Raw genomic sequence first — 23,128 nt, forward strand, 5'->3', positions numbered from 1 at the left:
AGCGCCCGCGCCAGTCTCCGGCCGGTAGCGGACAAAGCCTGGCAGACCCCGGCGGACCGTTTGGATGATGGCAGGGTCCGAATCCCCGATGAGCGAGGAATGAGGGAACTGTCTTGGACCGCAACGTGAACCACACCGAAGACCTTCACGACGGCTCGATCAGCGAACTGCCCGCCTACGAGCCACCGTCCTTTGAGGACATGGGGTCGTTCCGCGGCGAGACCGGCGGGGGCGGCGCGCTGTACTACGACCCGAACATCCGGGGCATCGTCTGACGGTCTGACCATCGACTCAGGAGAGTGAGCTCGACATGCTGGAGCACGGCGCGCTGTTCTTCCTCGTCCTTCCGGACCGCGAGGACAGCCGCGCCGTGCTCCGGCATCCCGGGCTGCGGGGCCACGACATCCGCGTGGTCGAGCACGCCTCGGGTCTGCCGTGGATCGTCGGCAGGTGGGACGACGGCGACCTGCGTCTCGCGCGCCGTGGTCCCGACTCGCTGGCCGTCGTCGGCCGTGTCTCCGCGAACGACACCGAACTGCTCGCCGCGCTCGCGTCCTGGGACCGGCGGACGGGGGCCGACGAGCCGTCACGCCGCTGGGCGGGTGATTTCCACGTCGTCTCGTCGGTCGGCGGTGAGGCCTCCCTGCGGGGCACCGCGTACGGAACCCGCCGCGTCTTCCACACCGACCACGCCGGGCTGACGGTCGCCTCCGACCGGGCCGCGGCACTGGCGCGGCTGACCGGCGCGCCCATCGACCGCTCCGCGCTGGCCACGCGCCTGATCTCCCCCTCGCCGTACCCGCTCGCCGAGCGTCCACTGTGGAACGGTGTGCACTCCGTGCGTCCCGGGTACCGGCTCGTGCTCCCCGGGGCCGGCGGTGCCCGGTCGGTGCGCTGGCACCGGCCGCCCGAGCCCGGCGTCGGCCTTCGCGACGGCGCCCGGCAGGTGCGCGAGGCGCTCGATCGCGCCGTCGCGCTGCGCACCGACGGCGACGGGCTGGTGAGCTCCGATCTCTCCGGCGGGCTCGACTCCACGTCGGTGGCCTTCGTCGCCGCGCGGCAGCTCGACCCGAGCAGGTTCCTGGTGTCCACCGGCTCGGACAACCCCGGCAACTGCGACGACCTGAACTGGGCCCGCGACGCCGTCGCCCACCTGCCCGGCGTCGAGCACGACGTGTTCGCCGGAGCCGAGCAGCCCCTGTTCTACGAGGGCTGGCAGGACCTGCGGGTGCCCTTCGACGTGCCGTCCGAGGCGATGGTGAACCCGGACCGCGTGTTCGCCTCGGCGCGGCGCATGGCGCGGCGTGGCTCGCGACTGCACTTCAAGGGCATCGGCGGCGACCAGCTCTTCCAGAGCCCGCCCGCGCACTACCACGCACTGCTGACGCGGCAGCCGCTGTTGTCGCTGCAGCGGATCCGCGGGTACCGGGCGCTGTTCTCCTGGCGCTGGCGCGAGCTGCTGCCCGCACTGGCCGACCGGCGCTCGTTCGCCACCGCGATGTCGCGCCTTGACCTGGCCAACCCGCGTTCGGTGGAGTTCGGCACGGTCCTGCTGGACTGGTCCTACCCGGCCCGGGTGCCGTCCTGGCTCACCGCCGAGTCCCGCGACCTGCTGGCCGAGGAGCTCGCGAGCACCTCCGGCGCGGCCCCGCTGGCCCCCACGCGGGGCCGGCACCTCGAACTCGAGGCGATCGACTGCTTCACCCGCGAGCTGGCCCCGTGGCGCGACATCGGCCGCCGCGACGGCATCGAGTTCGCCCTGCCCTACTTCGACGACCACGTGATCGACGCGGCGCTGGCCGTGCGCCCGCGGGACCGGGCCACCCCGTTCGCCTACAAGCCGCTGCTGGCCGAGGCCATGCGCGGGGTGCTGCCCGCGGAGATCACCAGGCGCCGCACCAAGGCCACCGGCGACGCCGCCGTCGGCGCGGGGCTGCGCCGCGGACGCGAGGCACTGGCGGCCCTGTGGGAGGACTCCGTGCTCGGCGACCTGGGGCTGGCCGATCCCGGCGAACTGCGCCGGCTGTGCCTGTCACCGTCGGCCAAGGGCGCAGCGGAGGGACTGATCGACGCCGTGGCCGCCGAACTGTGGGCCCGCTCGGCGGTGCCCGCCGCGGCGGCACCGGACCTGGAAAGGAGCGCGAGCGCATGAGCACCGCCTTCGCCAAGCACGTCACCTTCACCCGCACCGAGTACGGCGGCGTGGTCCTCGACCGCAAGAAGGGCCGCTACTGGCAGCTCAACCCCACCGCGGTGCTGGTCACCGACACGCTCGGCGAGGGAGGCTCGGTCGCCGACGCGGTGCGCCGGGTCAGCCGGGAGTTCGCCGTGAACGAGCAGCGGGTACAGCACGATGTGACCGAGTTGCTGGACCGGTTGCGGGCATCGGGAGTGCTGCGCGCATGAGTGTGCAGATCATGATCCCGTGGGACGAACGGCTGCGTGGCCGGCGTCCCGCGCTGTGGTTCGGCACGAGGCTCGCGATCGCGCTCGCCCGGGTGCTGACGCTGCTGCCGCCGCACCGGCTGGAACGCGTGCTGACGGTCCTGCGGTGGCGGGCCAGGCCCGCTACCGCCGCCGAGACCGACGAGGCACTGCGATCGGTGCTGTCCAGCAGCCTGATGCTCAACGCGCACAAGGCGTGCCTGCCACGCTCGATCGCGGCGGCGCTGACCTGCAGGCTGCTCGGCCGCTGGCCCACGTGGTGCACCGGCGTCGGTGTCACCCCGCCGTTCTCAGCGCACGCCTGGGTGGAGGTCGACGGCGTGCCCGTGGGCGAGGTCGACAACGGCACCGGCTTCGCGAGGCTGCTCGTCGTCGCCCCGGCGGACGAGCGCTAGTGCCGGACGCGCCGCAGCGCCAGTAGCTCCTCGGGCGTGAAGTCCGCCGACCGCGCTCACGTGACGATGCGCTGCTCCTCGTCGCGCAGCTCCCGCGCGACCTTCAGCACGCCGTGCTGGTCACCGTGCAGCAGGTCTCCGGCTCGACGGCCGGCCCGGCGTGCGTACCCGCGACTCCGCGGCCGCCGAGTCGATCGTGACCGCGGGCGCCCGCGGCGGACTCAGCGACCTGCCGCGCGCCCCACGGCCGGCCAGGGATCGCTCCACCACGATTTTGAGTCGCAGACATGCGACAGCAACGCTAGCTCTGCGGGAGATTCTCCCACAGGCCCACCACGTTGCCCTCGGTGTCGACGAAGTAGGCGTAGTAGCCCATCTGCGGGATCTCCGTGCGCCCCACAAGTTTCGCGCCGCCGAGCCGCTCGATCTTCTCCAGCGCCGCGTCGATGCTCGCCACGTCGACGGTGAGCACCGGCCCCTTAGGTGCGGCGTCGGCACGGTCGAACATGCCGCCGTTGATGAACCCCGGTTCGGTTGGCATCCCCTGCTCCGAGGTCGGTCCGGTCGTCACGATCGTGTACGCCATCTCGGGCATGTCCGTGAGATTCCAACCGAACACCTCGCGGTAGAAGCCGCGGGCGCGCTCACCGCTGTCGAACGGGATCTCGAAGTGAACGATCTTGCCGCTCATCGCCGTCTCCTGCCGTCTCCTGCTCCTCGCTCGATCTGACGGCACCGACGCTAGTTACGGCCACCAGGCCCGACCAGGGCACTTCTGCCCTATCCCGGCATGGTCCATTCGCGACAGTGCGCGCTCAGGTTCGCGTCGACCACAGTGCCCATGCGACGAGCAACGGCTGCCCCGCCAGGCGCACGGCGCGCTTGCGGTCGGTGTCCAGGCCGAAGCCGTCGCGCTTGTTCGTGTACTGCGAGATGTTGCCGGGAAACACCGCGGTGAAGAACGCCGCGGTGAGGACACCCATCCGACGGCGTTCCTTCGGCAGCGCGATCAGCCCCGCGCCGAGCGCGATCTCGGCCGCACCGGAGAGCAGCACGACGTCGTCGGCGTCCATCGGAACCCACGGCGGCACCTGGGCCTGGAACTCCTCGCGGGCGAACGTCAGGTGCCCGATGCCGGCGAACGCGAGCCCGGCGCCGAGTGCGTGTGCGGCGACGCGACGCGCGCGATCCGTGCGAGCGCGGCGGCGACGCGTCGACAGCGTTGAAGTACGAGTCATGTCCCCACGGTAAGGACTCACCACCGATCGCGCCGGGTCACGGGAGGAGGAATCGATCGTGTCGCACCCGATGCCTCGCGGAGGAATCCCGCATGCCCGCGCTCACCCGCGTTCTGGGTAGGGCCACCGCCGCCCACGCGGCGGACGCGCTGCCCGACCGCGGTGCACGCCTGAGTCAGCGGTCGGTCCACAACGGACAAGTCTGGTCGCCTCGGTGTGGTCCTCAGTCGCTAGTCGCCGGTTCGAGGATCACGACCGCCGTCCCGCCGGGCCTGCGGGTCGCGTAGGCGTCGAGGTCCTTGTCCAGTTCGCGCCACCGGGCCCACAACCGCTCGTGCTCCTGGTCGCGGGCCGCCCTGCCCCGGACTCGCCTGGTGCCGTCGACAAGTACCACGCTGGCGTCGGGTTTGGCCTGGAGGTTCAGCCACCACGCGGGTTCGGGCTCGGCCCAGCCGTTCATCGCGAGCGTCACCAGGTTCGGGCCGTCGTGGAAGTAGGCGAGGATCACGCTGCGCTCACGGCCCGTGCGACGCCCCACGGTCGTGAGCCGCATGGTGCCCCACCGGGTGCCTTTCGGCGGCCAGAGCCCGGTCCGGCCAGGCGTGAGGCGGTACAGGGCGCGGTGCACCTTCCACGCCAGCCGGACGAACCAGCGCGGCGGAAGCCGCCCGGACCACGTGCCTTCGCGAGACATGGGACCCCCAGGGGCTGCTCCGACGTCGGCCGAGATTAACCCCGCCGCGGGCGCCACACCAGGGCCACTGGACCCCGAAGGCGCCGACTCGGGCCCGCAGTGACCAGTCGCGCACCGGCGCACGCGTCGTGATCCCGGACGAGCCGGGCACGTACCGGCGGCCGGGTACGCATGCGTGCGGCTTCCCGGCGTCGCTACCTCGCGCGGGTGCCCGCCCAGTGGGCGATACCCGCGCCCGCCGCGGTGCCGACGGCGAGCGCGCCGAACAACAACACCCACCACACGTCGACGAGGTACCCGGTCACCGCGATCGCGGCACCGAGACCGAGCACGCCGCCCACCCCGGCGGTCCCGCCCGGTGCGTCCCGGCGGCGAGGATTCGGGCGGCGGAAGAGCGCGGGCGCGGCCCAGAACGACGCAACGGAGATCATCAGCAGCACCACGCCGACGTCCCGCCAGAGGTAGTCCTGCTCGGCGAGTCCGTAGGCCAGCACCGCGATCCCCCCGGACAGGAGGACACCGAACGGCGCGGCCCTCGGCCCGCCCAGCAGGTAGAGCCCGGCGCACGCACCGACCGTCAGCGACAGGCCGATCGGAGCCAGGAACGCCGTCATCCCGACGAGCATCATGTGCTCGGACGGGTAGATCTCGGCCGCGCCCAGCGCGGCCGCCGCGATCCCGAGGACGGGGCTGGCGATCAGCAGCCCCATGGTGATCCAGGTCAGCCTCTTCTCGAACTTCTTCTCGAACAACAGCTGCTCGGCGGCCTGCTGCCCGCGACGCTTCGTGCCGGACCCCATCGCACTCCCCCCGACCGAGCCGGGGCACCCCGTGTGCGATCACCGGCGACGGGCAGACTACCCGGTCAGCCCGGTTCGTGACCTAGTCGCGCACGAGAAACGACGACCCACCCGGGTTCCGGATCTCGCGGACACCCAGGTCGGCGAGGTTGTCCACGAACCGCCGGCGCGTCACGGGAGCCGCCCCGAGCCGCCCGACGAAGGCGAGGTACTCCTCGTAGAGCTCGTGGGTCGCCTGCTCGCCATCCCACAGCAGTCCGCGGTGAAGCCACTCGACCACGGTCGGCTCGGGACGCGCCGTGCGGCGCTCATCATGGTCGCCGTGCTCATCGTGCTTGGTCATGCTCGTCTCCTGCCGGGTCTGGTCGATCGGGTCACGCGGCCGCGGTGACGTCGCGGTCGTCCACCACCTGGTCGATCCACTCCGAGTACGCGGCCACCGACGTGAAGAGCGCGGGCCCCTCGGCGCACTCCGACTCTCCCTGCCCGGAGCGGCTGGTGGCCCCCGCGAGGCTCCAGGTTTCCGGACCGGTCCTGACGAGCAGCGGGCCTCCGGAGTCGCCGTGGCACGCGCCGACACCGCCGTCGCGCTCTCCCACGCACAGCTCGGCGTCGGTCTTGCGGTCGGTGCAGAGCTCCGGTGCCACCACGCGGGTGTCGAGCTGGTGCAGCTGTCGCGGCTTCTCCGGGGCCGGGCAGGTCACCGGGTCCTGACAGGTCGAACCCCAGCCGAGCATCCGGACGTCCGCACCCGGGTCAGTGGCCGTGGCGTCGGCGAGGTCGATGGGCTCGGCGTCCACCGGCTCGGCCAACCGGACCAGGGCCACGTCGTCGCCGACGAACTCGCCCTCTCCGTAGCCGGGGTGCACGACCTTCTCCACCACCCGGCGCTGCTCGCCGCCCTCGGTGCGGTCATTGCTGCCCACCCTGGCCGTGAGCTGCGTCAGGTCGTCGACGCCGGCCACGCAGTGAGCCGCCGTGACCGCCCAGGTGGGACTCACGAGACTCGCCCCGCACCGGTGCAGTGGTTCTGGCGGACCGTCGAGCGTGAGGTTGACGATGAACGGATACTTCCCGTCCGCGACGTCTCCCCCGATGACGGCGGCGTCACTGTCCGACGCGCCCGCGGCGGAGGTGAGGCCCGCCAGAATCGCGCCCGTACCTGCCAGCACTGCGGTGACCCGAGTCCAACGCATTCCGTTCCTTTCCACGACGACTGGAATCGGTGCCCAGTCTCGGGCGGAACAAGATCATCGGGCATCGGCCGATCGGCCGGGTGCGCCTCGGCCGAGTGGTCCGGACGAGCAGGACCACCGGCCCGTCAGTCCAGCGCGGAGGCCATCCACCGGAACAGCGGATCGGTGTGGCTCGGCAGCTCGGCGTACATCGCGCCGAGCCGCCGGTAGAGCTGGTGGGTGGCCGGATCGGGGACGAACTCGGTGCCCGGCCGCACCATCGCCTCGATCGCCTCGTCGAACCCGCCGAAGAGGCCGAGCCCGACACCCGCGCACAGGGCCGAGCCGAGCCCGGCGCCGCCGTTCGCGGTGCGCGTGGGCCGGTTGAACACGTCGGCGATGATCTGCATCAGCACCGCGGACTCCGCTCCCCCTCCGGAGACCAGCACCCGCTCGAACTTGGTGTTGAGCTCCGCGGCCATCGCCTCGGCGTTGCCGTGCATGGTCAGCGCGATCGCCTCCAGCACCGCGCGGTAGAGGTGGAACGGGCCCTGCCTGCCGTCGAAACCGAGGAACGCGCCCCTGCGGAACGGCGCCTCCACCGGAGCCAGCCAGTCGAGCACCGCCACCAGCCCGTCGGAACCGGCCGGGACAGTCGCGGCACCCTCGTTGAGCCGGTCCTCCTCGCCGAGCAGGTCGCGCAGCCAGCTGACCGTCCACATGCCACGCCGGATGCCGTGGCTCTCGTACAGATACTTCCCCGGGCGGCACGCGAAGTTCGACCAGAACGCCTCGGCGTCCCGCACGTTGCGCGCACCGGTGGTCATCCCGGCGATGTAGGTGCCGAGCGAGAGCAGCACGGTGCCGTCGTCGGCCAGCCCGCTGCCCAGTGCCTCCACCGACTTGTCGTTGGCGGTGGCGAACACCGGCAGCCCCGCGGGCAGCCCGGTGTGCGCCGCGGCGTCCTCGGTGACGGTGCCGAGCAGCTCGCCCGGGTTCACGAGCTCGAACAACATCTCGCGCGGCACGTCGGGCTCGGGCAGCCACGACCACGTGTCGGTGTCGATCGGCCACACGCCCTGGTAGTTCGCCGCCGTGTCCCGGAACCGGCCCGTCATCCGGGCGGTGATGTAGCCCGACGACGTCGTGACGTAGCGGACGTCGGGATCGGCGTGCTCGTACGGGCGCGACACCCGGTCGTCCATCCAGCTCAGCACCGGCTGGGCCAGGGTGCCGTCGGCCCGCAGCAGCGCGCGGCAGAACCGGATCGTGCACAGGCCGACGCCGCGGATGTCCTCCACCCTGCCCTCGAACACGGCCAGCGCCGCCCGCATGGCGCCGCCGATCGAGTCCCACAGGTCGTCGTCGGGGTGCTCGACCGCGCCCGGCTCCGGCATCGCGTTGGGGCGCAGCGGAACCCGGCCCCGCGCGTGCACGGTGCCGTGCTCGTCGTAGATCGTGACCTTGGTGCTCTGCGAGCCGTTGTCGATCCCGACCAGATACGCCGTCACGAGCGCTCCACCGGGAAGATGGTGCCCGGGTTCATGATCCCCTCGGGATCGAAGGCCTCCTTGAGCCTGCGCAGGACCGCGTAGGCACTGCCGTGCTCCTGCTCCGTCCACGGCGTGCGGTACTTGCCGATGCCGTGGTGGTGCACCATCGACCCGCCCCGCGCGAGCGTCTCCTCGACGATGATGGCGTTGATCGGAATGTGGTACTTCTCGATCTCCTCGCGGGGTTCGCAGTTGATCCGGTAGTCGTAGACGAAGTACATGTTCGTCCCGGTCTGGTAGCTGTGCGAGGAGTGGCCGCCGAGCATCGTGATGTCGTCGACGTGCGGGTACTCGCCGGTGATCCGCGCGATCACGGCGTCGTAGATCTCGCCGATCACCGACCAGTCGGCGGAGACCTCGGTGGTGTAGCCGAGGGTGGCCTCGGTGAGCATCGCCTTCTTCTCGGCCTCGATCTTGTCGGGTCCCCAGTTGAGGTTGTCGAACCACTCGCGGATGAGCTCGGGCTCCACCCGCTCGTGCGTGTGCCCGGCGAGCACCCTGTCGATCTCGGCGCTGGTGGCGTCGGCCAGCGGCGCGGGCCCCTCGGCGAGGAAGACGGCGACGCACTTGCCCTTGGCGAAGTGGGAGAAATGCTGCGCGGCGTCCTGCTCCGAGTAGACCCTGGCCACCGAGGGCCGGTAGCCGTTGGTGATGACCTCGCGCAGGACCGCGATGCCGGTGTGCACGTCGTCGAGCAGGTAGCCGTGGAAGCGGTAGTTCTCGGGCTCGTACTTGAACAGCTTCACCGTGGCCTCGGTGACGAAGCACAGCGCGCCCTCGTTGCCGATGGCGATGCTGCGGATGTCCGGGCCGGCCGCACGCCGCGGCACGCTCTTGATCCTGGCGATGGTGCCGTCGGGAAACACCGCCTCCAGACCGGTGACCATGTCCTCGATCGCTCCGTAGAGCGTCGAGAACTGACCGATCGAGCGGGTGGCGACAAGGCCGCCGATCTGGGCCAGCGGCTTGGACTGCGGCGAGTGCCCTGTGGTCAGGCCGTGTTCGCGGACCCGCTCCTCGAGCACGCGCAGCGGGACGCCGCACTGCGCGGTGGCCTGCATGGTGACGGGGTCGACGCTCACGATCTCGTCCATCTCGGACCCGTCGAGCACCACGGTGCGCTCGAACGCCGTCTCCAGTCCGCCCTCGGTGCCGGTCCGGCCGGTGCGCGGCACGATGTTGACCCGGTGCTGCGAGGCGAAGGACAGGACCCGCGCCACCTGCTCGGCGTCGCGGGCCCGCACGATGGCGACCGGTAAGGGACCGTCGTAGATGCCGTGGACGGCGGTGTACTTCTTGAACCTGTCGACGCTCGCCTCGCGCAGCAGCTGCTCGTCGGTGTCCACCCGGTCCGCGCCCGCGATCTCCCGAAGGCGGCCGATGATCGCCTGGTTGTCCATAGTGGAATCTTTCTCCCGTTCGGTCGTGTCCGTCAGCGAGTCAGGTAGCCGCCGTCGACGGTGAGGACGTGTCCGTTGACGTAGTCGGAGGCGCGGCTGGCGAGAAACACCACCGCGCCCATGAGGTCGCCGAGCTCGCCCCAGCGCCCGGCCGGGATGTGGTCCAGCACGCGCTGGTTCGTCTCCGGTTCCGAGCGGGTGTGCTCGGTGAGCGGCGTGGCGAAGTAGCCGGGGGCGATGGCGTTGCACTGGACGTTGTGGGCGCCGAGCTCGTCGCAGTAGGCCTTGGTGAAGCCGACGATGCCGTGCTTGGTCGCCGCGTAGGCCGGGGACAGCCGCCCGCCCAGGAAGGAGAACAGCGACGCGATGTTGATGATCTTGCCGTGCCCCTGCTCCACCATGTGCCGCCCCGCGCACCGGCCGAGTTCGAACGGCGCGGTGAGGTTGAGCGCGACCATCGGGTCCCATTCCGTGCGGCCGAACTCGCCGGCGGGCGCGAGTTTCGAGATGCCCGCCGAGTTCACCAGGATGTCGACCGAGCCGAGCGTGTCGACGCAGCACCGCACCACCCGCTCGGGTGCGCCCTGTTCGGTGAGGTCGACGTCCATGAGCTCGAGCCGGGTTCCGGTCGGCCCCGCCAGTTCCTTGGTCTCGCCGTGGTCGTCGAACACCGTCGGCACGAAGACGTCGGCGCCCGCCTTGGCCAGCGCCAGCGAGAACGCGCGGCCGAGGCCGGTGTTACCGCCGGTCACGATGGCGTTGCGCCCGCGCAGGGAGAACATCTCGAGCGAGAAGTCCTGGATGTCCAACGGGAGACCCTTTCGCCGGTGTGCTCGCCTGCCACGTGCGTGCCTGTCGTGGGCGACCGTACCGGCGCTGTCATCGTCGCTCCACCGCGCGAGGCGAGGATCTCCCGGAGTTCACCTGTCCGTTCGGGGCGTGTCCCGAACCGGGATGGCCTGCACCAGGCGACGGGACGCGGCGAAGCCGTGCCGCTCGTAGGCGGGCACGGCGTCCTCGGACGAGTGCACGGTGACCCGTTCCAGCCCGAGGTCGGCGGCCAGGCGCAGAGTCACGTCGATCAGCACGCCGCCGAGGCCGTGGCCCCGGGCCTCCGGGACCACGTACACGCACTGCACGTCACCGCAGGCTCGCTCGAACGCGTACGGCGTCGGCACGCGCGCGGTGATCGCCAGGAACGCCATCCCGAGCACCTCGCCCTCGCGGAGGAGGACCAGGCACCGGTGGCTCGCGGCGTTGTCCCGCGTCCACCCGGCGAACTCGCGCACGAACAGTGCGCGGTCGCGGTCCGGCAGGTGGTCCCGTTCGGCGACCCAGCGCCAGCGCAGGCCGGCGACGGTCTCGAGCTCGACGGGACGGGCGGGGCGGACCTCAATGTTCGGCACGGGTGCGATTGTGCCGCTCCCGGCGCGGCGACGGGCCCCCTCAGCCCGCGGTCGGCACGCCGGCGAACGTGCGCACCCTGGCCTGAACCCTGCCGTCGACGACGCGGGCGTGGAAGCGGGGCTGCGGTGCCGTCGCGGGGCCGTGCACGACCGCTCCGTCGGCGAGCCGGAACACGCTGCCGTGCCAGGGACATCGCAGACAGTCGCCGCCGTTCTCGCTCAGTAGTTCGCCGTCGTGCAACGGACCCGACGTGTGCGAGCAGGTGTCGGCGAGCACGTCGACCTGGGATCCGGTGCGCACGAGCACCACCGGGACGTCGCCGGCGAACCGCTTGACCGGGCTGCGGTCGGGCAGTTCGGCGAACCCGACGAGGTCGGTCCACTCCCCGGGCCCCGTGTGGGGCACGGCCTCCGTGTGGTTGGCGCCCATCGCGAAGTGGTAGGACAGGTGACCGCCGATGGCGGCGCTCGCGCCGAGGACCGACAACCCGGCGAGGCTCGCCGCGGCACCGGCCGCGCGATGACCCCTCCCGCGCAGGCGCAGTGACGCGACGAAACAGAGCAGCCCGACGGCGTTACCGGCCGCGTGCACCACCGCTACCCGCTGTTGTTCCTCGTGTCCCTTCAGGTAGTCGGCCGTGCCCGCGGCGGCCGCGGGCAGGCTCGTCACCAGTCCGACGCGGATCAGCGCGTCGGCCACCGGCGCTCCGCCACGGCAGGCGTCCGCCACGGCCGAAGACACGAACGCGCCCATCGGCGCCTGCACCAGCGCGGGATGCAGTGGGTGGCCCAGCCAGACGCCGTGCAGCGTGTCGCGCAGGCGCCGCGAGCGCAGCACCTTCTCCCCTGTGACGCGCAGGAGCGCGGCCGCGCGGTCGAGCCTGCGTTGCTCGGCGAGGCGGGCGATGTCGTCGAACGGTCGCACGAGTTCCTTGTGCCCTCCTGCGGCCGCGGTCAAACGCCGTGCCGCCAGCGGGTCTTTCAGTCCGGGTGGACGCGGATGGACACCGGCGGACCGGTAGGTCGCCAATGCCGCGTCGTTCACCCGCCGGTGCCGGTCCAGCTGCCCGCACGACCGCGCCGCGGTGGCCTCTGGGGACCCGGTACGTCAGTCGCCGATCGCGTACGGGCACCGAGCCCGAAACCCAGTCCGCGAGCACCGATGCACCCAGCACCGACCGGGCGAGTGTCAAGGCAGGGCGATCTGATCCGCCGACTGCTCCCGAGGGGAGAGCGACGCCGACGGTATCGAGCGTCACCGAAGGGTCCAGTCCACCGAGCCGGATGGTCCGGAATCGACTCGGCCCGGCGTCGGCGACATCAAATTTTCCGTCCGATACGACCGAAATAAGAACCACAGTCCGCTTTCCACAGTGGATTCCTTGGTGCATAACGGTCAATCGGCTCTGGGGTCCTCAACTTCCGAGGGGTCACGCGTCGCTTCCGGTGGCACGCCGTCCACAATGAACGACGCAAAAACTGATCACGAACGCGCCGGTCGTGACGTTCGGCATCTGGGGGCTTTCGCGCGGCCTCGCGTCCTGCCGGGTGATAGTCGGCGCGACCGATCCGGTTGGTCCGGACTGGGCACCGCCCTGGGCGGGCCGGGCAGGGGAAGGGAACGCATGGCACTGGGCAGAACGAAGTCTATCGAGCAGGCTATTCGCGACACCGAAGAACCCGAGTTCCAACTGAAGAGAGCCATCGGCCCGGTCCAGCTCACGATTCTCGGCATCGGTGTCCTCATCGGTACCGGCGTGTTCGTCCTGACGGGCCAGGCGGCCGCGCAGTACTCGGGCCCCGCGGTCGCACTGTCGTTCGCCATCAGTGGTGCGGCCTGCGCGCTCGCGGCACTCTGTTACGCGGAGTTCGCGTCCACGGTTCCGGTGGCGGGTAGTGCCTACACCTATTCCTACGTGTCGATGGGCGAGTTCATCGCCTGGATGATCGGCTGGGACCTGATCCTGGAGTTCACCATCGGCGCGGCCACGGTGTCGAAGGGCTGGGGCGGCTACTTCGACAGCGTGTTCAACTCGATCGGCATCACGTTGCCGGAGGCGCTGTCCAACGCCCCGTCCGACGGCGGCATCGTGGACCTGCCCGCCGTGTTCGTCGCGCTGCTGATGGCGGTCGTGCTCGTGCTCGGCATCCGGTTGTCCACGTGGGTCAACGCGGCGGTCACCGCGCTGAAGTTGGTGATCGTGGTGGGCATCATCGCGGTGGGCATCTTCTTCGTGAAGGGCGAGAACCTCACGCCGTTCATCCCCGAGGCCCGCGAGGGTTCCTACGGTGACAGCGTCGCGGAGTCGCCGCTGCTGCTGCAGATCTTCGGCGTGGACACGATCTACGGTGGACTCGGTGTGTTCACCGGTGCCGCACTGGTCTTCTTCGCCTACCTGGGTTTCGACATCGTCGCCACGATGTCCGAAGAGGTCAAGCGCCCGCAGCGCACGATGCCGATCGGCATCATCGGCTCGCTGCTGATCGCCACCGTCCTCTACATCATCGTGTCGCTGATCATCACCGGCATCGTGCCGTTCGACCAGCTCAATGTGGAGGCACCGGCTGCCGTCGCGATGGCCGCGACCGGCATACCCGCGGCCGAGTTCATCATCTCGCTCGGAATCCTCATCGGACTCACCGTGGTGATCATGACGCTGATGCTCGGCCAGAGCCGGGTGGCGTTCGCGATGAGTCGCGACCGGCTGCTGCCGGTGTGGCTGTCCAAGGTGCACCCGAAGTACCGGACGCCGTACCGGCTGACGATCATCACCGCGATCGTCGCCGCCGCGCTGGCCGGCTTCATGCCGCTGACGGCGCTGGGCCAGCTGGTGAACATCGGCACGCTCGCCGCGTTCGTCCTCGTGTCGATCGGCGTCATCGTGCTGCGGCGTACCCGGCCGGATCTGCCGAGGGCGTTCAAGACGCCGTTCGTCCCGGTGCTGCCGATCGTGTCCGCGCTGGCGTGCCTGCTGGTCGCGCTGTTCCTGCCGTTGGACACCTGGATCCGGTTCGTGGCGTGGATGGCGCTCGGCGCGGTCATCTACTTCTTCTACGGCCGCAAGCGGAGCCGGGTCGGCACCGGCGAGGACATCTCGGAGACCGCGCGCAGGGTCTGACCGAGACGACCGCGACACCACGGCGCACCCGGATGCTCACCGCGGCTTCCGGGGGCGTCGTACGTCGCGACCGACTTGTCCGGTTGAGTAGGCTCCGCGCCCATGGATTCTCTGGACGAGTGCTGGCACGGCCGAGTCGTCAGGGCGACCACCCAGGCTGTGCTCACGCGTATTCGTGCGGAGTTTCCCGACTACGACGTCCTCGACGACGCCACCGTGCAGGACGACGTCGGCTACGTGACCACCTGGCACTCCGAACTGGTGCTCTCCTGCCTCGCCGCCGAACACCAGCCCGATCCCGGGATCTTCGGCAACAGCGCCATCCGGCGGTTCCACCAGGGCGTGCCGGTGCAGGCGCTGCTCAGCTCCTACGAGGTGTGGGCCGAGGAGCTGTGGAAGCAGGTGCTCGAACCGACGGACGACACGGCGCCGGACCCGAGGTGGACCATGGAGTTCGCCGCGGCCATCACCCGGCACGTCCAGGTCGCGCTCTCGGCCGTGAACCGGATCTACGTCGACGAGGCGGCGGGGCGCGGCCGCGCCCACGCGGGCCTGCGACCCGACCTGCTGCGAGCGCTGCTCGCGACCGACGAGGCCACGGAGTTTATCCAGCGACTGGCCAGGACATTGCGACTCGATCCCACGGTGCCGCACGCGCTGGTGCTCGTGCGCTCACGCGAACCTGACGACGCCGCCAGAGCCGAGCTGCGCAGCGCGCTGCGCACCACCACCGACGCACTCGACGCGGCCAGGTTCGCCGTGGTGACCAGCGGCATCGACGGCCAGGACGCGGTCGCGATCTCGCCGCTGCACGACACACCGCACCAGCGGCTGTTGGAGACCGCCGACGCGATCGCCGCGGACCTGCCGGAGTTCTTCGTCGGGGTGAGCCGCCCCTACCGGACCTCGGGCGGCTTCGCGCACGGCTACCTCGAGGCGCTGCACGCGATCACGTACGCGCCGGGGCGTGGTGAGCGGCGGGCGTACGCGCCGTCGGAGGCGCTGCCCAACCGGATCCTGCGGGAGAGCGACCACGCGGAGCGACTGCGCGCGCAGACCGTGGACCTGGTCGCCGCCTACGACCGCGAGCACGGCTCCGAGCTGCTGGTCACGTTGCAGACCTACGCCGAGGCGCACTTCGGACTCAAGACCGCGTCCACGATGCTCTACGTGCAGCCCAACACCGTGCGGTACCGCCTCCAGCGCGTCCACGACCTCACCGGGCACGACCCGCTGACCTCGCACGGCATCTTCGTCCTGCTCGCCGGCCTGCGGCTGATCGAACCGGAGCGCTGAGCGCCCAGATTGCCGATCGCGCAAATCCGGGGCCGCAACTTCGCGCTCAGGACTAGTGCTGTGGGCCCCACGGCGCTCCTACTCTCTCTGGAATTCCAGAAGGGGCTGGTCACCGGCCCCTCCTTCCCGGAGAGAGGCTGCCTTGAGCGACCCGCACCACGCACCGGACGGGACGACCGCCCGCTCCCTCGCCCACTCCCCGACCGCGACCCTCCGCCTGTTCGACGTGCCGGAGCTGATCGTGGCGCTGGCCAGGGTCAAGCACGCGGCGGCCAGGGCCAACCACGAGAACGGCCTGCTGCCCTCGACCGTCGCGGAGCCGATCGAGGGCGCGGCCCAGCGCTTCGCCGACGGCCACGACCACGACGCGTTCTGCCTGCCCGTCATCGCCGCGGGCGGCGGTACCGCCACGAACATGAACGCCAACGAGGCGATCGCGGCGGCGGCGCGAGCCGGTGGCGTCGAGGTGCACCCGAACGACCACGTCAACCTTTCGCAGTCCTCCAACGACGTCTATCCGACGGCACTCAAGCTCGCCCTGCACCCCATCGCGGTCGCCGCGGCCGACGAGCTCGCCCGGCTGGCCGCCACCTTCCGGATCAAGGCCGAGGAGTACGCCTCGGCCACGCGGCTCGGCCGCACGGTCTGGCAGGACGCGGTGCTCGTGCCGATCCGCGACACGCACCTGGGTCAGGCCGCCGCGATGCAGCGCCTGTCCGACGGCCTGCGCACGGCGGCGCGGCGACTGCTGGCCGTGCAGCTGGGCGGGACCGTGCTCGGCACCCGCGCCGGGTCGAGCCAGGACTTCGCCGAGCGCGCACTGGGCCACCTCGCCGGATCGACGGGTCTGGACCTGCGGCCGAGCGAGAGCCTGACCGACGCCTTCGCGCACAGCGACGTGTTCTCGGAGGTCGCCGACGCCGTCGCCAGGGCAGGCGCCGTGCTGCACAAGATCGGCCAGGACCTGCGGGTGCTGAGCTCGGGACCGGTGGGCGGACTACGTGAGCTCACACTGCCGTCCATCCAGCCAGGGTCGTCGATCATGCCGGGCAAGGTGAACCCCGTCATCCCGAACATGGTCATCCAGGCGAGCTTCGGCATCCGGTCGGCCTCCTACGCCGTGTCCATGGCGGTGGCGGCGGGCGAGCCCGACATCAACGTCAACGGTCCCGCGGTCACCGCCAGCCTCTACCCCGCGTTGCACGCGCTGCGGGAGAACACGGCGATCCTCAACGACCACTGCGTCGCGGGGATGGTGTGGAACCTCGACCGGCTCGAGGAGTTCAAGGCGGGCAGCTACGAGGACCTGATGGAGCTGGCCAGGGCGCGCGGCTACGACACCGCCTCGCGCAGCGCCTCGACGCGCGGGGTGAGCGCCGATGCATAGCGCCGTCGTGATCGGTGCGGGCGTCGTGGGCAGCACGATCGCCGCGACGCTGGCCGCACGGGGACATGCCGTCACCGTGCTGGACGCGGGTGAGCCGGGTTCGGCCGTCAGCGAGGCGAGCTTCGCCTGGGTCAACGCCCACCACGGCAAGCGTCCGGTGTCCTACCGGGAGCTGAACCGCCGGGGACTGCGCGTCCACCACCGCTGGCACCGCGAGGGCAGGGCACCGTGGTTCTTCCCCACCGGAGCGCTCACGGTGGCCGGTGACCGAGGCGGCGGGGAGAAGCTGCGGGCCGAACTCGAGTCCGCCGCCGAGACCGGCGAGCAGCTCACCGAGCTCAGCGGCGCGCAACTGCGCAGGCGGTTTCCCGACCTGGGTCCCGACGTCGACCACGCCTCGTTCAATCCCGACGAGGGCTGGGTCGACACGCGCAGGCTGATCGCCCACCAGCTGGCCGCGGCGAGCGGAGCCGAGGTCCGGACCTCCTGCCCGGTCACGCGCGTGCTGCCCCGCCCGGGCGGCGATGGCGTCGAGGTGCACACCGCCGACGGGGGCGTGCACGAGTTCGACTCCGTCGTCGTGGCCGCGGGCAACGGATCCGCGCCGCTGCTGCACTCGCTCGCGCCGACACCGTTGCTGACGACCGGGAGCGCGGACGCGAAGATCGGCATGACGCTCGAGACCGAGCCGCTCGACGTCGCACCTCCCACGGTCTTCAAGTCCCCCGACGTCTCGATTCGCCCCGCACCCGGCGGCAGGGCTGTGATCGCCGACCACGCGACGGCGGCGAACTTCCGCCACGACGACCCCGATCTGTGGACGCTGCCCCGGACTCTGCTCGCCAGGGCGGCCACGATCATGCCCGCACTGGCGAGCGCACGGATCGCGCGCGTCCGGGTCAGCGAGCGCGTGATGCCGGTTGACGGGTTGCCCGTCGTCGGCAGGGTCGCTCCCGGCGTGCTCACCGTGCTGACCCACAGCGGCGTCACTCTTGCGCCCCTGCTGTCGGAGCTCGTCGCCGACGGCCTCGACGCCGACACCCCGCCCGGCCTCGTCGACTACCGCCCGGACCGGTTCTGAGGAGGACCCGATGACCGCTCCCACCAGTCAGAGCCGTGCCAGCAGTGGACTTCAGCGCGTGTTGCGGGGAATCGAGGTGGTGGGAAACAAGGTCCCGCACCCATTCGTCCTGTTCCTGGTCCTCATCTCCGTCATCGCTGTCGCGAGCCTGGTGCTCGACGTCCTCGGAGTCACCGCGACCTCACCCAACGGCGAGGTCATCGAGGTCCGCAGCCTGCTGTCGACCGACGGCATCCGGATGGCGCTCGACACCGCGCTCGAGAACTTCATGCTCTTCAGTCCATTCGGGACCGTTCTCGTGATCATGATGGGCGTCTCCGTGGCGACCCAGACCGGTTATCTGCAGTCGTTGCTCACCGGGATCGTCAACCGGGTCCCGAAGAAGCTGGTGACGTTCTCGGTCTCGTACCTGGCGATGATCGCGCACGTGGCGGGCGACGCCTCGATCGTCATCATGGCCCCACTCGGGGCGATCGCGTTCCACCTCGTCGGCCGCAGCCCCATCACCGGCATGGTGCTGGCCTACGTCTCCGCCGCCGCGGCCTACGCCGCCAGCCCGTCGGTGACCCCGTCGGACGCCATGTTCAGCGGCCTGAGCACCGAGGCGGCCCAGCTCGCCGAACCGGGCTACGTGGTCTCGCCGATCTCCACCATCTTCTTCACGGCGGCCTCGTCGGTGGTGATGGCACTCGCGCTGACCCTGGTGTGCGAGCTGGTGATCACCCGCCGGGTCGCGGCGCTGGGCGAGATCAAGCACCTGCCGCACGAGCTCGAGCAACTGGACTCTTCGTCGGCGGGCGGGAGCGCGCGGGAACGGCGTGCGACGCGCTGGGCCTCGGTGCTGCTGCTGGCCTACGTCGCACTGGTCCTGCTGGCGCTGATCCCGTCGTGGTCACCACTGCGCACCGCGGACGGCGAACTGGAGGGCGGCCCCGTCTTCGCGGGCATCGCCGTGATCAGTTCGCTCATGTTCATCGTCGCGGGCGTCGTGTACGGCAAGCTGTCCGGCCGGATCACGTCGGTCCAGAACGACCTGCCCAAGCACATGGCCCACGGGGTGCACGAGCTCGCGCCGATCATCGTGCTGTTCCTCGTGATCTCGCAGTTCACCGCCTACTTCAACTGGACCAACCTCGCCCGCGTCATGTCCATCAAGGGCGCGGAGCTGCTGCAGCAGGTCAACATGCCGACCCTGCTGTTGCTGCTGCTGATCATCGTGACCGTGTCGGTACTGGACGTCGTGACGCTGGGCGGAGCCGCGATGTACGCGATGGTGGGCCTCGTGCTGGTGCCCATGCTGTTCAGCGTCGGAGTGTCGCCGGAGACCACGCAGACCGTGTACCGGATCGGCGACAGCATCACCAACCCGGTCAACCCCTTCAACCCGTACTTCCTGTGGGTGCTCACCCTGCTCAAGCGGTACCTGCCGAACGCGGGTATCGGGACGCTGGCGTCGATGACGGTTCCGCTGGCGCTCGGCGCGGGCGCCATCTGGATCGTGTTCTTCCTGATCTGGACGGCACTCGGCATCCCGCTCGGACCGTGACGGATCTGGCACGATGCCGGGATGGAGACACGACTGTGGATCGCGGTGGACCAGGGCTGGGTGAGGGCGGACCAGGTGGTGCAGGTACGCCACGCCCGTGCCACGAGCGGGGTGTCGTCCCAGAACCAGTACCAGGTCAGGGTGCGCCTGGCGACGCCGGACGGCACCGCGGACCGGTTCGGTCCCTCCGAGCACGTCTTCGCCGCGGTGGCCGAGCAGGAGACCGCGGCGCACATCGCGGAGGAGCTCGTGCGCTACCTCTACCGCAGCGGTGACCAGGCCATCGGCATCATCGTTCTGAGCAAGGGCAAGGTCACCTCCGAACGGCGCTGACCAGGCACGCGAGGCTCCCCTGGCGACTTGCGCAAGGCTAACTGTCGCGTCAGTAGCCTTGCGCAAATCGCAAGGGGCCACTACGGTCACCCGACATGGCCGAGACCGAAGACTTGCGAACGCGGGTCCGCAGTCTCATCGGCGCCAAACCGGGAGCCCAGCGCGAGTTCGCCAAGGGCATCGGCCTCGACGAGACCAAGCTGTCCAAATCGCTCAAAGGCACGCGACGGTTCTCGCCAGAGGAACTCGTCCTGATCGCCGGGCACGCGGGTGTGACGGTGAACTGGCTGCTCAACGGTAGCGACGAAGCCGTCACCGTCACCGCGGTGCCCGTACCCGCCACCCGTTCGGCCAGCGCGCCCACCGAGGGTTCGCAACCCGAACGACGGCGGCACATTCTCGAGACAGCGTGGAAGCTCATCGCCACACGCGGTTACCACCACGTGCGCATCGCCGACATCGCCAAGGCGTGCGGCACCAGCACGGCCGCCATCCACTACTACTTCCCCACCAGGGAAGACGTGCTCAACGAGGCGTTGCGGCGCAACGTGAAGCTCGCGTTCGACCGCCAGGTCGCCGAGCTGCACGCGATCGACAACGCCCACGAGCGACTGGTGCGGCTGGTGGAGCTGCAGCTGCCCACGGACGGACTGCTCAGGGACGAGTGGTCGGTGTGGTTGCAGGTGTGGAACGAGAGCGCGCTGAACCCGGCCATGCGCTCGCTCTACTGGGACTCCTACAACCGCTGGTTCGACACGATCTCCATGACCGTCCGAACCGGACAGGAACAGGGACTGTTCCGGGACGGCGACCCCCGCGAGGTCGCCACCCGACTGAGCGCGCTCATCGACGGGCTCGGCATCCAGGTGCTCACCGGCAAACCCGGCCGCACGGCCGACTCCATGCGAGAGCACCTGAGGGACTTCATCGACCGCAACATCGTCCAGGGAGGACTGCGAGAACCATGAACAGCGAAGTCATCGTCACCTGCGCGCTCACCGGCGCGGGTGACACCGTCGGCAAGAGCGAGCACGTGCCGGTCACTCCCGAGCAGATCGCCGCCTCCGCCGTCGAGGCCGCCAACGCCGGCGCGGCCGTGGTGCACATCCACGTGCGCAACATCGAGACCGGCCAGGGTTCCCGCGACGTCGGGCTCTACCGCGAGGTCGTGCGCCGGGTCAAGGACAGCGGCGTCGACGTGGTCATCAACCTCACCGCGGGCATGGGCGGCGACCTGGTGATCGACCAGGAGGACCCGCTCAAGCCGGTGGACGGCACCGACCTGGTCAACGCCCAGGACCGGCTGCCGCACGTCGAGGAGCTGTTGCCCGACATCTGCACGCTCGACTGCGGTTCGCTGAACTTCGGTGAGGGCAGCCAGCTCTACGTGTCCACTCCGGACATGCTGCGCGCGGGCTCCAAGCGAATCCAGGAGCTCGGCGTCAAGCCGGAGCTGGAGATCTTCGACACCGGACAGCTCTGGTTCGCCACCAAGATGATCGAGGAGGGGCTGATCGACGCTCCCCCGCTCTTCCAGCTGTGCATGGGAATTCCCTACGGCGCGCCCGCGAATCCCGAGTTGCTGCAGACGATGGTGCACATGCTGCCCGAGGGCTCGCAGTGGGCCTCGTTCGCGATCGGCCGCAACCAGCTGCCGTGGGTGGCGCACTCCGCGCTGCTGGGCGGGCACGTGCGTGTCGGCCTCGAGGACAACCTCTACCTCAGCAAGGGCGTCAAGGCCACCAACGGCCAGCTCGTCGAGCGCGCCGTCGGCATCGTCGAGGGACTCGGCGCGAAGATCGCCTCACCCGACGACGCGCGCCGCATCCTGAAGCTCAAGGGGGCTCCGAGTGCCTGAGCCCAAGGACGTCACCACCGTCGCGTGCATCGGCGCGGGCGTGATCGGCGGCGGCTGGGCCGCCCACTTCCTCGCCCGCGGTTACCAGGTGCGCGCCTGGGATCCGGCGCCCGACGCCGCCGAGCGGCTCGGCAGGCTGGTCGCGGCCGCGTGGCCCGCGCTCACCGAACTGGGCCTCGCCGAGGGTGCCTCGCCGGACAACCTCACGGTGCTGCCCACCCTCGCCGAAGCCGTGGCAGGCGCGGGCTTCGTGCAGGAGAGCGCGCCCGAGGACCTGGACGTCAAGCGGCGGCTGCTCGCCGACATCGCCGAGGTCACGCCGGACGGCGTCGTCATCGCATCGTCCACGTCGGGCTACGGCATGAGTGAGATGCAGACCGAGGCCGCGACGCCAGAGCGGCTCGTGGTGGGTCACCCGTTCAACCCGCCGTATCTCATCCCGCTCGTCGAGGTGGTGGGCGGCAAGGCCACCGAGGCGTGGGCCGTGGAGTGGGCGAGCGAGTTCTACCGCCACGTCGGCAAGTCCGTGATCACGATGGACAACGAGCTCCCCGGCTTCATCGCCAACCGGTTGCAGGAGGCCTTGTGGCGCGAGGCGCTGCACATGGTCGCCAACGGCGAGGCGACGGTGGAGCAGATCGACACCGCGATCACCGACGGGCCCGGTCTGCGCTGGCCGGTGCACGGGCCGTGCCTCACGTTCCACCTGGCGGGCGGCGAGGGCGGCATGGCGCACATGCTCGACCACTTCGGACCGTCGCTCAAGGCCCCGTGGACGCGGCTGGACGCGCCCGAGCTGACCAAGCGCCTGCGCGACGACATGGTGGCGGGCTGCGAGGACGAGGCGGGCGAACGCTCGATCGCCGACCTCGTGGCCGAACGCGACCGCGCGATCATCGCGGTGCAGCGCGCCGTCGAGGCCAGCCGAGGAGGCAGCGGTGGGTGACGTACTGGAGTACCACGACACCGTTCGCGACGAGTGGATCGACTACAACGGACACCTGAGTGAGCCGTTCTACGTCATGGTGTTCGGGTTCGCCACCACCCACCTGATGGACCACACCGGCATCGACGAGAGCTACCGGACCGGAACCGGAGCGTCGCTCTACACCGTCGAGGCCCATGTGCGGTACCTGCGCGAGGTCGGTCCGGGCGCGGACCTGCACATCACGACGTTCGTGCTGTCGGTCGGCGAGAAGAAGGTGCGGTTCTGCCACGAGATGAGAGTGGGCGGCGAGCTGGTGGCCACGGAGGAGCTGCTGGCCATCCACGTAGCCGGGGCCAGAGCGGCGCCCCTGCCGGAGGACATCGCGCAGCGCCTGCGCGGCCACCTCCTCGGCGCCCCTGACTACGCGGGGCGAGCCATCAGCTCCTGACCCCCAGGCCCCCTACCGGAAGTCCG

Annotated in this window: 25 protein-coding genes; 14 read left to right on the forward strand and 11 right to left on the reverse strand. The window is 70.5% G+C overall.

The window, feature by feature from the left end; all coding sequences use genetic code 11:
• Positions 1 to 113: 113 nt before the first annotated feature.
• Genes JHE00_RS05410 through JHE00_RS05425 form a run of 4 tightly spaced genes read left to right on the forward strand, consistent with a single transcriptional unit; the run spans position 114 to position 2,840 of the window.
• Positions 114 to 275, forward strand: a complete 162-nt coding sequence (locus tag JHE00_RS05410; RefSeq protein ID WP_200315312.1) for a hypothetical protein — start codon at positions 114 to 116, stop codon at positions 273 to 275.
• A 35-nt stretch (positions 276 to 310) separates the two neighbouring features.
• Positions 311 to 2,152, forward strand: coding sequence for an asparagine synthase-related protein (locus JHE00_RS05415; RefSeq protein WP_200315314.1), 1,842 nt, complete (start codon positions 311 to 313; stop codon positions 2,150 to 2,152).
• Positions 2,149 to 2,406 carry a lasso peptide biosynthesis PqqD family chaperone gene (locus JHE00_RS05420; protein WP_200315316.1) on the forward strand — a complete coding sequence of 86 codons (258 nt, stop codon included), beginning with the start codon at positions 2,149 to 2,151 and terminating at the stop codon, positions 2,404 to 2,406. Before JHE00_RS05415 ends, JHE00_RS05420 begins: the two co-directional genes overlap by 4 nt.
• On the forward strand, positions 2,403 to 2,840 hold the full coding sequence (locus JHE00_RS05425; RefSeq protein WP_230422808.1) for a lasso peptide biosynthesis B2 protein: 438 nt from the start codon (positions 2,403 to 2,405) through the stop codon (positions 2,838 to 2,840). The genes JHE00_RS05420 and JHE00_RS05425 overlap by 4 nt, the downstream gene beginning before the upstream one ends.
• Positions 2,841 to 3,141: 301 nt before the next feature.
• Here the strand turns inward: JHE00_RS05425 and JHE00_RS05430 are convergent, their stop codons facing one another.
• From JHE00_RS05430 to JHE00_RS35790, 11 genes are all read right to left on the reverse strand, one after another.
• On the reverse strand, positions 3,142 to 3,531 hold the full coding sequence (locus tag JHE00_RS05430) for a VOC family protein (protein WP_200315318.1): 390 nt from the start codon (positions 3,529 to 3,531) through the stop codon (positions 3,142 to 3,144).
• A 124-nt stretch (positions 3,532 to 3,655) separates the two neighbouring features.
• Positions 3,656 to 4,078, reverse strand: coding sequence for a DoxX family protein (locus JHE00_RS05435; RefSeq protein WP_230422809.1), 423 nt, complete (start codon positions 4,076 to 4,078; stop codon positions 3,656 to 3,658).
• Between the two features lie 223 nt (positions 4,079 to 4,301).
• Positions 4,302 to 4,772: a nitroreductase/quinone reductase family protein gene (locus tag JHE00_RS05440; protein WP_200315320.1), complete on the reverse strand. Its 471-nt coding sequence runs from the start codon at positions 4,770 to 4,772 to the stop codon at positions 4,302 to 4,304.
• 194 nt (positions 4,773 to 4,966) lie between these two features.
• Positions 4,967 to 5,572 (reverse strand): hypothetical protein, encoded by a 606-nt coding sequence (locus tag JHE00_RS05445; RefSeq protein WP_200315322.1) that lies wholly within the window; start codon positions 5,570 to 5,572, stop codon positions 4,967 to 4,969.
• Between the two features lie 82 nt (positions 5,573 to 5,654).
• Complete coding sequence (locus JHE00_RS05450) at positions 5,655 to 5,915, reverse strand: hypothetical protein (RefSeq protein WP_200315324.1); 261 nt, start codon at positions 5,913 to 5,915, stop codon at positions 5,655 to 5,657.
• Between the two features lie 31 nt (positions 5,916 to 5,946).
• Positions 5,947 to 6,768, reverse strand: a complete 822-nt coding sequence (locus tag JHE00_RS05455) for a S1 family peptidase (RefSeq protein WP_200315326.1) — start codon at positions 6,766 to 6,768, stop codon at positions 5,947 to 5,949.
• Between the two features lie 125 nt (positions 6,769 to 6,893).
• Entirely contained in the window at positions 6,894 to 8,258 is a 1,365-nt protein-coding gene (locus JHE00_RS05460) for an FGGY-family carbohydrate kinase (RefSeq protein ID WP_200315328.1), read from the reverse strand.
• Positions 8,255 to 9,700, reverse strand: coding sequence for an FAD-binding oxidoreductase (locus tag JHE00_RS05465; RefSeq protein WP_200315329.1), 1,446 nt, complete (start codon positions 9,698 to 9,700; stop codon positions 8,255 to 8,257). The genes JHE00_RS05460 and JHE00_RS05465 overlap by 4 nt, the downstream gene beginning before the upstream one ends.
• Before the next feature lie 32 nt (positions 9,701 to 9,732).
• Entirely contained in the window at positions 9,733 to 10,509 is a 777-nt protein-coding gene (locus tag JHE00_RS05470) for an SDR family oxidoreductase (RefSeq protein WP_268958189.1), read from the reverse strand.
• Between the two features lie 111 nt (positions 10,510 to 10,620).
• A complete protein-coding gene (locus JHE00_RS05475) occupies positions 10,621 to 11,106 on the reverse strand; it encodes a GNAT family N-acetyltransferase (RefSeq protein WP_200315330.1) in 486 nt (161 codons plus the stop codon).
• A gap of 40 nt (positions 11,107 to 11,146) precedes the next feature.
• Positions 11,147 to 12,031, reverse strand: coding sequence for a Rieske (2Fe-2S) protein (locus JHE00_RS35790; RefSeq protein WP_200315331.1), 885 nt, complete (start codon positions 12,029 to 12,031; stop codon positions 11,147 to 11,149).
• A gap of 700 nt (positions 12,032 to 12,731) precedes the next feature.
• Here JHE00_RS35790 and JHE00_RS05485 point away from each other — a divergent pair.
• From JHE00_RS05485 to JHE00_RS05530, 10 genes are all read left to right on the forward strand, one after another.
• Positions 12,732 to 14,225 carry an amino acid permease gene (locus JHE00_RS05485; protein WP_200315332.1) on the forward strand — a complete coding sequence of 498 codons (1,494 nt, stop codon included), beginning with the start codon at positions 12,732 to 12,734 and terminating at the stop codon, positions 14,223 to 14,225.
• 102 nt (positions 14,226 to 14,327) lie between these two features.
• Positions 14,328 to 15,521 carry a PucR family transcriptional regulator gene (locus JHE00_RS05490; protein ID WP_200315333.1) on the forward strand — a complete coding sequence of 398 codons (1,194 nt, stop codon included), beginning with the start codon at positions 14,328 to 14,330 and terminating at the stop codon, positions 15,519 to 15,521.
• A 142-nt stretch (positions 15,522 to 15,663) separates the two neighbouring features.
• A complete protein-coding gene (locus tag JHE00_RS05495) occupies positions 15,664 to 16,908 on the forward strand; it encodes a lyase family protein (RefSeq protein WP_200315335.1) in 1,245 nt (414 codons plus the stop codon).
• The gene (locus JHE00_RS05500) at positions 16,901 to 17,989 is read left to right on the forward strand and encodes an NAD(P)/FAD-dependent oxidoreductase (RefSeq protein WP_200315337.1); all 1,089 of its coding nucleotides are present in this window, start codon (positions 16,901 to 16,903) and stop codon (positions 17,987 to 17,989) included. Before JHE00_RS05495 ends, JHE00_RS05500 begins: the two co-directional genes overlap by 8 nt.
• Before the next feature lie 10 nt (positions 17,990 to 17,999).
• Complete coding sequence (locus JHE00_RS05505; RefSeq protein WP_200315338.1) at positions 18,000 to 19,535, forward strand: AbgT family transporter; 1,536 nt, start codon at positions 18,000 to 18,002, stop codon at positions 19,533 to 19,535.
• A 21-nt stretch (positions 19,536 to 19,556) separates the two neighbouring features.
• Entirely contained in the window at positions 19,557 to 19,868 is a 312-nt protein-coding gene (locus tag JHE00_RS05510) for a hypothetical protein (RefSeq protein ID WP_200315339.1), read from the forward strand.
• A 95-nt stretch (positions 19,869 to 19,963) separates the two neighbouring features.
• Entirely contained in the window at positions 19,964 to 20,836 is an 873-nt protein-coding gene (locus JHE00_RS05515) for a TetR/AcrR family transcriptional regulator (RefSeq protein WP_200315340.1), read from the forward strand.
• Entirely contained in the window at positions 20,833 to 21,726 is an 894-nt protein-coding gene (locus tag JHE00_RS05520) for a beta-keto acid cleavage family enzyme (RefSeq protein ID WP_200315341.1), read from the forward strand. The genes JHE00_RS05515 and JHE00_RS05520 overlap by 4 nt, the downstream gene beginning before the upstream one ends.
• Complete coding sequence (locus JHE00_RS05525) at positions 21,719 to 22,672, forward strand: 3-hydroxyacyl-CoA dehydrogenase NAD-binding domain-containing protein (protein WP_200315342.1); 954 nt, start codon at positions 21,719 to 21,721, stop codon at positions 22,670 to 22,672. Before JHE00_RS05520 ends, JHE00_RS05525 begins: the two co-directional genes overlap by 8 nt.
• Complete coding sequence (locus tag JHE00_RS05530; protein WP_200315343.1) at positions 22,665 to 23,102, forward strand: thioesterase family protein; 438 nt, start codon at positions 22,665 to 22,667, stop codon at positions 23,100 to 23,102. Before JHE00_RS05525 ends, JHE00_RS05530 begins: the two co-directional genes overlap by 8 nt.
• The last annotated feature ends 26 nt before the right edge of the window (positions 23,103 to 23,128 follow it).

The organism is Prauserella cavernicola, from assembly GCF_016595675.1.
Lineage (GTDB): Bacteria > Actinomycetota > Actinomycetes > Mycobacteriales > Pseudonocardiaceae > Prauserella_A > Prauserella_A cavernicola.

Excerpts from the sequence above, each read along its gene's own strand:
- JHE00_RS05415 (WP_200315314.1), top strand. The coding sequence starts at position 311 with ATGCTGGAGCACGGCGCGCTGTTCTTCCTCGTCCTTCCGGACCGCGAG.
- JHE00_RS05420 (WP_200315316.1), top strand. The coding sequence starts at position 2,149 with ATGAGCACCGCCTTCGCCAAGCACGTCACCTTCACCCGCACCGAGTAC.
- JHE00_RS05425 (WP_230422808.1), top strand. The coding sequence starts at position 2,403 with ATGAGTGTGCAGATCATGATCCCGTGGGACGAACGGCTGCGTGGCCGG.
- JHE00_RS05430 (WP_200315318.1), bottom strand. The coding sequence starts at position 3,531 with ATGAGCGGCAAGATCGTTCACTTCGAGATCCCGTTCGACAGCGGTGAG.
- JHE00_RS05435 (WP_230422809.1), bottom strand. The coding sequence starts at position 4,078 with ATGACTCGTACTTCAACGCTGTCGACGCGTCGCCGCCGCGCTCGCACG.
- JHE00_RS05440 (WP_200315320.1), bottom strand. The coding sequence starts at position 4,772 with ATGTCTCGCGAAGGCACGTGGTCCGGGCGGCTTCCGCCGCGCTGGTTC.
- JHE00_RS05445 (WP_200315322.1), bottom strand. The coding sequence starts at position 5,572 with ATGGGGTCCGGCACGAAGCGTCGCGGGCAGCAGGCCGCCGAGCAGCTG.
- JHE00_RS05450 (WP_200315324.1), bottom strand. The coding sequence starts at position 5,915 with ATGACCAAGCACGATGAGCACGGCGACCATGATGAGCGCCGCACGGCG.
- JHE00_RS05455 (WP_200315326.1), bottom strand. The coding sequence starts at position 6,768 with ATGCGTTGGACTCGGGTCACCGCAGTGCTGGCAGGTACGGGCGCGATT.
- JHE00_RS05465 (WP_200315329.1), bottom strand. The coding sequence starts at position 9,700 with ATGGACAACCAGGCGATCATCGGCCGCCTTCGGGAGATCGCGGGCGCG.
- JHE00_RS05485 (WP_200315332.1), top strand. The coding sequence starts at position 12,732 with ATGGCACTGGGCAGAACGAAGTCTATCGAGCAGGCTATTCGCGACACC.
- JHE00_RS05490 (WP_200315333.1), top strand. The coding sequence starts at position 14,328 with ATGGATTCTCTGGACGAGTGCTGGCACGGCCGAGTCGTCAGGGCGACC.
- JHE00_RS05500 (WP_200315337.1), top strand. The coding sequence starts at position 16,901 with ATGCATAGCGCCGTCGTGATCGGTGCGGGCGTCGTGGGCAGCACGATC.
- JHE00_RS05505 (WP_200315338.1), top strand. The coding sequence starts at position 18,000 with ATGACCGCTCCCACCAGTCAGAGCCGTGCCAGCAGTGGACTTCAGCGC.
- JHE00_RS05510 (WP_200315339.1), top strand. The coding sequence starts at position 19,557 with ATGGAGACACGACTGTGGATCGCGGTGGACCAGGGCTGGGTGAGGGCG.
- JHE00_RS05515 (WP_200315340.1), top strand. The coding sequence starts at position 19,964 with ATGGCCGAGACCGAAGACTTGCGAACGCGGGTCCGCAGTCTCATCGGC.
- JHE00_RS05520 (WP_200315341.1), top strand. The coding sequence starts at position 20,833 with ATGAACAGCGAAGTCATCGTCACCTGCGCGCTCACCGGCGCGGGTGAC.